The sequence below is a fragment of the Streptomyces sp. NPDC050732 genome (assembly GCF_040654255.1).
Classification (GTDB): Bacteria; Actinomycetota; Actinomycetes; order Streptomycetales; family Streptomycetaceae; genus Streptomyces.
In genome coordinates this window covers 168,792-179,740 of sequence record NZ_JBFAHP010000017.1, presented here as the reverse complement: position 1 = coordinate 179,740, position 10,949 = coordinate 168,792, and the positions used below count along the sequence as shown (strand labels likewise).

The 10,949-nt window shown below is 69.0% G+C and carries 10 protein-coding genes; 7 read left to right on the top strand and 3 right to left on the bottom strand.

Features of this window, described 5'->3' with window-relative positions; translation table 11 throughout:
• From AB0H82_RS17940 to AB0H82_RS17925, 4 genes are all read left to right on the top strand, one after another.
• Nucleotides 1-1,071, top strand: a 1,071-nt coding sequence (locus AB0H82_RS17940; protein ID WP_362993710.1) for a vitamin B12 dependent-methionine synthase activation domain-containing protein, incomplete at its 5' end; no start/stop codon positions are given.
• Between the two features lie 100 nt (nt 1,072-1,171).
• The gene (locus tag AB0H82_RS17935) at nt 1,172-1,867 is read left to right on the top strand and encodes an HAD family phosphatase (protein WP_362993708.1); all 696 of its coding nucleotides are present in this window, start codon (nt 1,172-1,174) and stop codon (nt 1,865-1,867) included.
• A gap of 339 nt (nt 1,868-2,206) precedes the next feature.
• Entirely contained in the window at nt 2,207-3,814 is a 1,608-nt protein-coding gene (locus AB0H82_RS17930) for an ABC transporter substrate-binding protein (protein ID WP_362993706.1), read from the top strand.
• Nucleotides 3,815-3,876: 62 nt separating this feature from the next.
• A complete protein-coding gene (locus AB0H82_RS17925; protein WP_362993704.1) occupies nt 3,877-5,454 on the top strand; it encodes an ABC transporter substrate-binding protein in 1,578 nt (525 codons plus the stop codon).
• 84 nt (nt 5,455-5,538) lie between these two features.
• Here the strand turns inward: AB0H82_RS17925 and AB0H82_RS17920 are convergent, their stop codons facing one another.
• Nucleotides 5,539-6,210 (bottom strand): response regulator transcription factor, encoded by a 672-nt coding sequence (locus tag AB0H82_RS17920; RefSeq protein WP_030782872.1) that lies wholly within the window; start codon nt 6,208-6,210, stop codon nt 5,539-5,541.
• A gap of 15 nt (nt 6,211-6,225) precedes the next feature.
• The gene (locus AB0H82_RS17915) at nt 6,226-7,107 is read right to left on the bottom strand and encodes a RecB family exonuclease (protein WP_362993702.1); all 882 of its coding nucleotides are present in this window, start codon (nt 7,105-7,107) and stop codon (nt 6,226-6,228) included.
• Nucleotides 7,108-7,236: 129 nt separating this feature from the next.
• On the opposite strand from AB0H82_RS17915, the gene AB0H82_RS17910 reads away from it, so the two are divergent.
• The 3 genes from AB0H82_RS17910 to AB0H82_RS17900 all read left to right on the top strand — a co-directional run bounded on the left by AB0H82_RS17910 (nt 7,237) and on the right by AB0H82_RS17900 (nt 10,461).
• Nucleotides 7,237-8,688 (top strand): site-2 protease family protein, encoded by a 1,452-nt coding sequence (locus tag AB0H82_RS17910; protein ID WP_362993700.1) that lies wholly within the window; start codon nt 7,237-7,239, stop codon nt 8,686-8,688.
• A 56-nt stretch (nt 8,689-8,744) separates the two neighbouring features.
• Complete coding sequence (locus AB0H82_RS17905; RefSeq protein ID WP_362993698.1) at nt 8,745-9,647, top strand: tRNA (adenine-N1)-methyltransferase; 903 nt, start codon at nt 8,745-8,747, stop codon at nt 9,645-9,647.
• A 226-nt stretch (nt 9,648-9,873) separates the two neighbouring features.
• The gene (locus AB0H82_RS17900) at nt 9,874-10,461 is read left to right on the top strand and encodes a hypothetical protein (protein ID WP_362993696.1); all 588 of its coding nucleotides are present in this window, start codon (nt 9,874-9,876) and stop codon (nt 10,459-10,461) included.
• 19 nt (nt 10,462-10,480) lie between these two features.
• Here the strand turns inward: AB0H82_RS17900 and AB0H82_RS17895 are convergent, their stop codons facing one another.
• Nucleotides 10,481-10,792 carry a ferredoxin gene (locus AB0H82_RS17895; RefSeq protein WP_362993694.1) on the bottom strand — a complete coding sequence of 104 codons (312 nt, stop codon included), beginning with the start codon at nt 10,790-10,792 and terminating at the stop codon, nt 10,481-10,483.
• Between the last annotated feature and the right edge of the window lie 157 nt (nt 10,793-10,949).

Below are 10,949 nucleotides of genomic sequence, written 5' to 3'. Positions count from 1 at the left end.
GCCGACTTCCCCGTCATCCTCGGCGGCGCCGCGCTGACCCGCGCCTACGTCGAGCAGGACCTGCACGAAATCTACGAGGGCGAGGTGCGCTACGCCCGCGACGCGTTCGAGGGCCTGCGCCTGATGGACGCCCTCATCGCGGTCAAGCGCGGCGTGCCCGGCGCCACCCTGCCCGAACTCAAGCAGCGCCGGGTGCCCAGCAAGGCCGCCACCGCGGTGCTGGAGGTCAACGAGGAGGAGCAGCCGGCCCGTTCGGAGGTGGCCACCGACAATCCGGTGCCCACTCCGCCGTTCTGGGGCACCCGGGTGGTCAAGGGCATCCAGCTCAAGGAGTACGCCTCCTGGCTGGATGAGAGCGCCCTGTTCAAGGGCCAGTGGGGCCTCAAGCAGGCCCGCACCGGCACCGGCCCCACGTATGAGGAGCTGGTGGAGAGCGAGGGGCGGCCCCGCCTGCGCGGCTGGCTGGACGAGCTGCACACCAAGAACATGCTGGAGGCGGCCGTCGTGCACGGCTACTTCCCGTGTGTCTCCAAGGGCGATGACCTGATCATCCTCAACGACGACGGGTCGGAGCGCACCCGCTTCACCTTCCCGCGCCAGCGCCGCGGGCGCCGGCTGTGCCTGGCGGACTTTTTCCGCCCCGAGGAATCGGGGGAGACGGACGTCGTGGGGCTGCAGGTGGTCACCGTCGGCTCGAAGATCGGCGAAGCGACCGCCGAACTGTTCGCCGCCGACTCCTACCGCGACTACCTCGAACTGCACGGCCTGTCCGTCCAGCTCGCCGAGGCCCTCGCCGAGTACTGGCACGCCCGGGTGCGTTCCGAGCTGGGCATCGCCGGGAGCGACCCGGCGGCGATCGAGGGCATGTTCCGCACCGAGTACCAGGGGTGCCGCTACTCGCTGGGCTACCCGGCCTGCCCCGACCTGGAGGACCGGGCGAAGATCGCCGAGCTTCTGCAGCCGGAGCGGATCGGCGTACAGCTCTCGGAGGAGTTCCAGCTGCACCCCGAGCAGTCCACCGACGCGATCGTCACCCACCACCCCGAGGCGAATTATTTCAACGCGCGCTGATCCGGAGCAGTCGTACACTGGTCGGTCCAGTGCAGGCCGGTTGCCTTCCCGCAAGAAGGAGGCGACCGGCCTTCTCGTCCCTCATGGAAGGTGTGGTCGCATGACCAGTACGGTTCCCGCGCTCGGCACCCGAACGGCCGAAGGCTCCGCGCTGCAGGGTGTGCTGCTCGACATGGACGGAACCCTCGTGGACACCGAGGGCTTCTGGTGGGACGCCGAGGTCGACGTCTTCGCGTCCCTCGGCCACGCACTCGACGAGGCGTGGCGCGATGTCGTCGTCGGCGGCCCCATGACGCGCAGCGCCGGTTTCCTCATCGAGGCCACCGGCGCCGACATCACCGTCGCCGAGCTCACCGTGCTGCTCAACGACCGCTTCGAGGACCGCATCGGCCGCTCCCTGCCGCTGATGCCGGGCGCCGCGCGCCTGCTCGCCGAACTCGCCGCGCACGAGGTGCCGATGGCGCTGGTGTCCGCGTCGCACCGCCGCATCATCGACCGCGTCCTCGACTCGGTCGGCGCCCACCACTTCGAACTCACCGTCGCCGGCGACGAGGTGGCCCGCACCAAGCCCCACCCCGACCCGTACCTCCTCGCGGCCCGGGGGCTCGGCGTGGACCCCACCAGATGCGCCGTCATCGAGGACACCGCGACCGGCGTCGCCTCGGCGGAGGCCGCGGGCTGCCGGGTGGTGGCCGTGCCCTCGGTCGCCCCCATCCTCGCCGCCGCGGGCCGCACCGTCGTCCCCTCCCTCGAACACGTCAACCTGCCTTTCCTGCAAGGCCTGATGACCCTCTGACAGCTACCGTCGGAACCCCGCCGTCAGCTGTGACGTTTCCCACTCCGGCGGGGGTCGACAGCGGGCCCGGCGTATGCAGGGAGCCCCTTTGGGGTGCCGGGTGGCGTGACGTTGTGTCCCGATTGGTGGGAGCGTGCACGAAACCTTCCGGTGTCGGGTTATCGGTGTGTCCACGCCCGGTTTCGCAGCGTGATTGATACGCGGTTCATGCGCCCTCCGAAGCTCATCTGGTGCGGACTAATCTCGTCGCGAGAACATCGCCCCACCCCCCGTGCCCCACCAACCCTCACCCCGCGTTGCGGGATTCACGGGATTCAAGAGCTCTGGAGAACGTCGAGCATGAACCGCAAGACTTTGGTGCTGCCGGCAGTCATAGGTCTGCTCGCCCCCGCGCTCGCCGCGTGCGGCGGTTCGGACGGCGGAGACGGCGACAAGCCGGTCACCGCCGGCACCACGGACACGTTCGCCATCTCCAAGGAGGTCCCGGCGCCCTTCGACCCGGCGTACGCCTACGACGCCGGTTCCTGGAACATCCTGCGCCAGACCGTCCAGACGCTGATGGCCATGCCGCGCGGCGGCGGCGACCCGCAGCCCGAGGCCGCCGAGCAGTGCGGTTTCACCGACACGGGCAACGAGCGCTACGCCTGCACCCTGCGCAAGGGGCTGAAGTTCTCCGACGGCAAGCCGCTGACGGCCGCCGATGTGAAGTTCTCCATCGAGCGGGTCCGCGACATCAAGGTCAAGTACCCCAGCGGTTCCGACGGCCTGGTGTCGAACGTCGAAGAGATCGAGGTCCAGGGCGACCGCGACATCGTCTTCCACCTCAAGACCCCGGACGCCACGTTCCCGTTCAAGCTGGCCACGCCGACCGCCGGCATCATCAGCAAGGACCACTACAGCAAGAACAAGCTGCGGGACGGCTTCGACGTGGACGGCTCGGGCCCGTACACGGCGAAGCAGGAGGTCGAGGACGACCGCCTGGTCAAGACGGTGTTCACCAAGAACCCCCACTACAAGGGCGCGTTCAAGGTCCAGAGCGACAAGGTGGAGCTCCGCAACTTCGCCGACACCGACGCCATGGGCAAGGCCCTTGAGGACGGCGACATCGACCTGATGACGCGCACCATGTCGCCGGAGCAGGTCAAGCAGTACGACGGGGCCAAGGACAAGAAGATCGACGTGGTCGAGATGCAGGGTCTGGAGATCCGCTACCTCGCCTTCAACACCGAGGCCCCGACGGCCAAGACCAAGGCCGTCCGCCAGGCCATGGCGCAGCTCGTCGACCGCGGCGCGCTGGCCTCCGCGGTGTACGGCTCGACGGCCGACCCGCTGTACTCGCTGGTCCCGTCCACCATCACCGGGCACGCCAACTCGTTCTTCAACAAGTACGGCAACCCGAGCACGGCCAAGGCCCGCGCCCTGCTGAACAAGGCGAACATCTCCACGCCGGTGAAGATGACGCTGCACTACACCACCGACCACTATGGCCCCGGCACGAAGAAGGAGTTCGAGCTGCTGCGCGAGCAGCTGAACGACTCCGGACTGTTCGACGTGTCGATCAAGGGCGTGCCGTGGAACACCTTCCGCGCGGCCGAGCGCAACGGCAAGTACGCGGCGTACGGCATGGGCTGGTTCCCCGACTTCCCGGACGCCGACAACTTCCTCGCGCCGTTCCTCGACAAGGACAACTTCCTCGGCTCGCCGTACGTGAACGACACGATCAACGATCAGCTGATCCCGACGTCGCGACGCGAGGCCGACCGGCTCGCCGCCTCCAAGAGCATCCGCCGCATCCAGGACATCGTCGCCGACGACGTCCCGGTGCTCCCGCTCTGGCAGGGCAAGCAGTACATCGCGGCACGCGACGACATCACGGGTGTCGAGTGGGCCCTCAACTCCTCCTCCAACCTCCAGCTGTGGGAGCTCAGCCGCGGCGTCAGCGGCTGACCGTCCGCCCCTGGCGGGCACCTCCAGTTCCAGCGAACGACCACAACACCAAAGGCACGTAAGTGAAATGTCGTAACCAGTGGCTGGCCCTTCCCCTCACGGGAGGGCTCGCCGCCGCCCTGCTGACCGGCTGTGGCACGGAATCGGGTGGCGCGGGGGACACGGGCGACGCGGTCGTGATGGGGATGTCCGACGACGTCCTCGCCACCGACCCGGCATCCGGCTACGACCCCGGTTCCTGGCTCCTGTTCAACAACGTCTTCCAGTCGCTCCTGAGCTTCCCCAAGGGCGCCACCGAGCCCGCGCCGGAGGCCGCCGAGAGCTGCGGCTTCACGGACACGGAGGCGAAGGTCTTCAAGTGCGAGCTGCGTGACGGACTGAAGTTCAGCAACGGCAACGCGCTCACGTCGAAGGACGTCAAGTTCTCCTTCGACCGCATGCGGAAGATCAACGACGGCGACGGCCCCGCGATCATGTTCCCGATGCTCGACCGGGTACAGGCACCGGACGCCAAGACCGTCGTCTTCAAGCTGAAGTACTCCGACGCGACGTTCCCCAGCAAGATCGCCTCGGGCGCCGGCTCCATCGTGGACCACCGCGAGTACGACATGAACCGGCTGCGCGAGGACGGCAAGGCCGTCGGCTCCGGACCGTACAAGCTCGACTCGTTCGACAAGGAGCAGGCGGCCTTCTCCGTCAACTCCGGCTACAAGGGCACCGCCAAGGTGAAGAACGAAGGCGTGGCCATCAAGTTCTTCCACGGCGACCAGAAGGGCCTCAAGAAGGCGCTCCTGGAGGACCGGATCGACCTGGCCTACCGAGGCCTCGCCGCCGCCGACATCGCCGACATCGAGCAGGACACCTCCAAGGACGTCGACATCGTCGAGGGCACCAGCGCCGAGGTGCAGCACCTGGTCTTCAACATGAAGGACCCGGTGGCGGGCAAGCTCGGCGTGCGCAAGGCCATGGCGTACCTCCTCGACCGGGACGCCCTGGTCAAGGAGGTCTACCAGGACACGGCCACGCCGCTCTACTCGATCGTCCCCGCCGGCATCAGCGGCCACAACACGGCGTTCTTCGACACCTACGGCGCCCGCCCGCAGCGCGCCAAGGCCGCCGCCGCGCTCCGCTCCGACGGCATCGACGGCAAGGTCAAGCTGACGCTCTGGTCGACGCCGACCCGCTACGGCCCGGCCACCGACCACGAGCTGCGGGCCATCGCCAAGCAGCTCAACGCGTCCGGCCTCTTCGACGCCGACGTGAAGTCCGTCGCGTTCGATCAGTACGAGAAGGACATCGAGGCCGGCAAGTACGGCGTCTACGTCAAGGGCTGGGTGCCGGACTACCCGGACCCCGACAACTTCACGCAGCCGTTCTTCGGCAAGGGCAACGTCCTCGGCAACCACTTCGAGAACGGCACCATCACCGGGAAGATCATCCCCGGCACCGCGACGGAGAGCGACCGCGCCAAGACCGACAAGCAGTACGGCCAGCTGCAGGACATCGTGGCCGAGCAGCTGCCCGTCCTGCCGGTCTGGCAGGCCAAGCAGTACGCCGTCGTCCGCGACAGCGTCTACGGCCTGGAGTCCTGCCTCGACGCGTCCACCGTCTTCCGCTTCTGGGAGATCAGCAAGGGCTGACCGCACCGCCGACCGACCCCACGAACGAAGGTGGCCGCCCCCACGGGGACGGCCACCTTCGTCGCGCTCGGAGCAAGCACCCGGTCACTGCGCGCCGGGACGCACCAGACCGCTCTCGTACGCATACACCGCGGCCTGCACCCGGTCGCGCAGGCCCAGCTTCGTCAGCACATGGCCCACATGCGTCTTCACGGTCGTCTCGCTAACGAAGAGGTCCGCCGCGATCTCCGCGTTCGACAAGCCGCGCGCGACCAGCTTGAGGACCTCCACCTCCCGGTCGGTGAGCGTGTGCAGGGTGTCCGGCACCGGCTCGTCACCCGACGGCAGGTGCGCGGAGTACTTGTCGAGGAGCCGCCGCGTGATGCTCGGCGCGAGCATCGCCTCACCCGCCGCCACCACCCGGATCGCCTGCACCAGCTCGTTCGCCGGAGCGTCCTTCAGGAGGAAGCCGCTGGCACCGGCCCGCAGCGCCTCCACCACATACTCGTCGAGGTCGAAGGTCGTCAGGACCAGCACCTTCGCCGGACCGTCCCGGCCGGGACCGGTGATCTGCCGGGTCGCCTCCACACCGTCCATCCGCGGCATGCGGATGTCCATCAGGACCACATCGGGCTGCAGCGCCCGCACCTGGTCGAGAGCCTGCAGGCCGTCTCCGGCCTCGCCGACGACCGCGATGTCCTGCTCGGCCTCCAGAATCATCCGGAACCCGGTGCGCAACAGCGGCTGGTCATCGACCAGTAGGACGCGGATGGCCACGTGTCTCTCCTTCAGCTAGTCCGCGCCCATTCTGCCCTGCCCGCCCTCCGCGGACTCGGGCGCCCTCACAGGAAGCGGATACGGCGGGGGAGTCCCCCCGAATTCGGGACACACCGCCTGATGATCGCACCAACCGCACAATTTGGTCGGCCGCGGCCGCCAGTTCCCCGTCTCCGTCGCCAGCTCGATCGCCTCCCACAGCGCGAGCAGCTTCCGCTCCACCCGCTCCAGATCCGCCACCACCGGGTCATACGTGATCACATCACCGCTGCCCAGATAGACGAGCTGGAGACGGCGCGGCACCACACCCTTCAGACGCCACACCACCAAGGCGTAGAACTTCATCTGGAACAGCGCGCCCTCCGCGTACTCCGGACGCGGGGCCTTGCCCGTCTTGTAATCCACGATGCGGACATCGCCCGAAGGCGCCACGTCCACCCGGTCGATGATCCCGCGCAGCTTCAGCCCCGACGCCAGCTCCGCCTGCACGAACAGCTCACGCTCCGCCGGCTCCAGACGCGTCGGATCCTCCAGCGTGAACCAGCGCTCCACCAGCTTCTCCGCGTCCGACAGCCAGCGCGCCATGCGCTCGCCCTCCGGATCGTCCGCGAACAACTCCGTCAGCTCCGGCTTCGCCTCCCGCAACCGGTCCCACTGACCCGGAATGAGCGACTTCGCACGCGGCGCCGTCCGCTCACCCGCCGGGGCATCGAAGAGCCGCTCCAGAACCGCGTGCACCAGAGTGCCCCGGGTCGCCGCCTCACTCGGCTTCTCGGGCAGCTTGTCGATCACCCGGAACCGGTACAGCAGCGGACACTGCATGAAATCGCCCGCGCGCGAGGGCGACAGGGACGCCGGGCGCACGGCCGCCGCGGCACCGTCGGTACTGGTTTCCATGAGGACAGACCCTACGACCCACCACTGACAACAGCCGCATACCATCGACGACAGACCGTCTCACCCTGCATGATCGTGCGGGTAACCGCGCCATACCGGGGCGAGGGACGCTTCGAACGAGGGGACATCGTGGACGAAAGCGGCGGGAGCGGCGGGCCGCAGTCCGACGGCACCGAAGGGCTGCGGCAGAAAGACCCGCAGAACCCGAAAGACGCACACGGCGCGACCGGCTCCCCGGAGCCGACACGCCCGGCCGACACGGACACGGACACGACCACACACACGACCCACGAGCCGGAACACCCCCGGCACAGTGAGACCGGCACGTCCCTCACCAAGACGCCCCGAGAAGAGCCGCCCGCCGGGCCACCACGCCCGCCCGGGCCACCCCGCGGCAAGGGAACCCCGGTCCCCCCCAAGGCACAGAAAGGACCCGGCGGCGGACTCCTCATGGGCAAGCCGTTCGGCGTGCCCGTCTACGTCGCACCCAGCTGGTTCCTCGTCGCCGCCCTCATCACCTGGGTCTTCGGCGGCCAGCTCGACCGCGTCCTGCCCGAGCTCGGCGGCGCCCGCTACCTCGTCTCCCTCTTCTTCGCCGTCGCCTTCTACGCCTCCGTACTCGTCCACGAGCTGGCCCACACCGTCGCCGCCCTCCGCTTCAAACTCCCGGTCCGCCGCATCCAGCTCCAGTTCTTCGGCGGCGTCTCCGAAATCGAGAAGGAGTCCGAGACCCCCGGCCGCGAATTCGTCCTCGCCTTCGTCGGCCCACTCCTCTCCCTCGTCCTCGCCGGCATCTTCTACGCGGGAATGCAGGCCGTCGACCCCGGCACCGTGCCCGGCGTACTCCTCGCCGGACTGATGATCTCCAACCTCATCGTCGCCGCCTTCAACCTCCTCCCCGGCCTGCCCCTCGACGGCGGCCGCATGCTGCGCGCCGTCGTCTGGAAGATCACCGGCAAACCCATGAGCGGCACCGTCGCCGCCGCCTGGGTCGGCCGCGCCCTCGCCATCTCCGTCCTCATCGGACTGCCCCTCCTCAACCAGTCCGGCGCCCTCGGCGGCGAACCCGAGGACATCGGCGGCATGAACACCGTCACCGACGCCCTGCTCGCCGCGATCCTCGCCGCCATCATCTGGACCGGCGCAGGAAACAGCCTCCGCATGGCCCGCCTGCGCGAACACCTGCCCGAACTCCGCGCCCGCACCCTGACCCGCCGCGCCGTCCCCGTCGAAAGCGACACCCCCCTCTCCGAAGCCCTCCGCAGGGCCAACGACGCCGGCGCCCGCGCCCTCGTCGTCGTCGACGCCGACGGCGACCCCATGGCCGTCGTCCGCGAAGCCGCCATCGTCTCCGTCCCCCAGCACCGCCGCCCCTGGGTCGGCGTCGGCGGCCTCGCCCAGGACATCACCGAAGGCATGCGCATCTCCGCCGAGCTCGCCGGCGAAGAACTCCTCGACACCCTCCGCGCCACCCCCGCCACCGAATACCTCGTCGTCGAGGAGTCCGGCGAGATCTACGGAGTACTCTCCGCCGCCGACGTCGAACGCGCCTTCGTCAAGGCCATGGCCAGGCCCTCCTGACCACCGCACCTCCAGCGGTGGTCCGAGCTTCCCGCCACGGCCGGTAGGCTGGTCACATGTCCGAACCGACCGGTGCCGCCCGCCGTCGCGGGCCCTTCAAGGTCGGGGACCAGGTCCAGCTCACCGACCCCAAGGGACGCCACTACACGTTCACGCTCGAAGCCGGGAAGAACTTCCACACCCACAAGGGTTCCTTCCCCCACGACGAGCTGATCGGCGCTCCCGAGGGCAGTGTTGTCCGAACCACGGGAAACGTCGCCTACCTGGCGCTGCGACCCCTGCTCCCCGACTACGTCCTGTCCATGCCCCGCGGCGCCGCCGTGGTCTACCCCAAGGACGCGGGGCAGATCCTGGCCTTCGCCGACATCTTCCCCGGCGCCCGCGTCGTCGAGGCGGGCGTGGGCTCAGGATCGCTCAGCAGCTTCCTGCTGCGCGCCATCGGTGACCAGGGAATGCTGCACTCGTACGAGCGCCGCGAGGACTTCGCCGAGATCGCCCAGCAGAACGTGGAACGCTACTTCGGCGGCCCCCACCCCGCCTGGCAGCTCACCGTCGGCGACCTCCAGGACAACCTCAGCGACACCGAGGTCGACCGCGTCATCCTCGACATGCTCGCCCCCTGGGAATGCCTGGAGGCCGTCTCCAAGGCACTCGTCCCCGGCGGCATCCTCTGCTGCTACGTCGCGACCACCACCCAGCTCGCCAGGACCGTCGAGTCCATCCGCGAGATAGGCGGCTTCAACGAGCCGACCGCCTGGGAGTCGATGATCCGCAACTGGCACATCGAAGGCCTCGCCGTCCGCCCCGACCACCGCATGATCGGGCACACCGGCTTCCTCCTCACCGCCCGCCGCCTCGCGGACGGCGTCGAGCCCCCCATGCGCCGCCGCCGCCCCGCCAAGGGCGCCTACGGCGACGACTACTCCGGCCCCAACGCCGACGGCGGCACCCCGCGCTGACCCGCGCCACGGAACCCGCCCAATGAACAGGCGCCGCCGCCGAGTTCCCTGACCGACCAGGGAACTCGGCGGCGGCGCCGTTTCGTTGACAGGACACCAGCCCGTACCGGAAGAACCGCGAGAACCACCGGCCCACCATCCGACCCCGGTGTTCCACCTCACTGTGACGTATGGCACGATGCTGGCCACCCCCCGCCGGCACAGCCCTCACAGGAGACACTTCCTAGTGCAGCACCCCGCCGTCCCGGAACTGGCCCACACCGCCACCCGCCCCATCCACTGGCTCGCCACCGCCGCCGCACTGGCCGCCGTCGTCGCCGGCTCGGCCGTCCTCCAGCCCGACCCCGCGACCGCCGCACAGACCGGCCCCAAACCGCACCCCAGAGCCGCCGCGGCCGCCCCGGCCCCGGCCCCCGCACCCGACCCGGCCTCCGTCGACTTCCCGATCACCTGCGGCCCCGTCAAGCCCGTCGTCAAGGAAAAGGCCACCGGCGACCTCGACGGCGACGCCCGACCCGAAACGGTCGCCGTCGTCCACTGCCGCGCCGGCTCAGGCACCCCGCCCGACGGCATCTATGTGATCACCAGGCCGGCAGCGGGCAAACCCCGCGTCGTCGCGACACTCGTCGACCCCAAGGACCGACTCACCGTCAGCGACTTCGCCCTCCGTGACGGCACAGTCACCGCCACCCTCCTCGGCTACTCCACACCCGACGTACCCCGCTGCTGCCCCGACAAGCACGACAAAGCCAAGTGGCAATGGCAGGACGGGACGTTCGAGCGGACGACACCCGCCGAAGCCCTCGGCGTATGACGCCCCGGCAGCGGCCGGATCAAGCCGCCTCGGGCCCGTAGACCTCGACACCGTCCGAAACACGCCGCACATGGATACAGTCGCCAGGACACTCCTTGGCCGAATCCACCACATCACGGAGAAGCGGCAACGGCACGGGCGTTGTCGCCCCAGGAGCCTGCAGCAGCTCGTCGTCACCACTCTTCACATACGCCAGACCATCGATGTCCAGCTCGAAGACCTCCGGCGCGTACTGCGCACAGATGCCGTCCCCGGTACAGAGGTCCTGGTCGATCCAGACCTCCAGCGGATCGCCCTCACTGCCGGTCTCGGCCTGGTGCCGCACGGTCATCTCTCCTGCCGGTCGCTGCGCCGGGCGGCCCGAAAATACAGCAAGTCGGGCCAGCCCTGACGGGTGTTGAACAGTTCGACGATACAACCGCCCGCTTTCCGATGTTGTTGGGTGGGTATTCCTCTGGCGTGAGGGAGAGCGCAAGGGTGAAGATCGG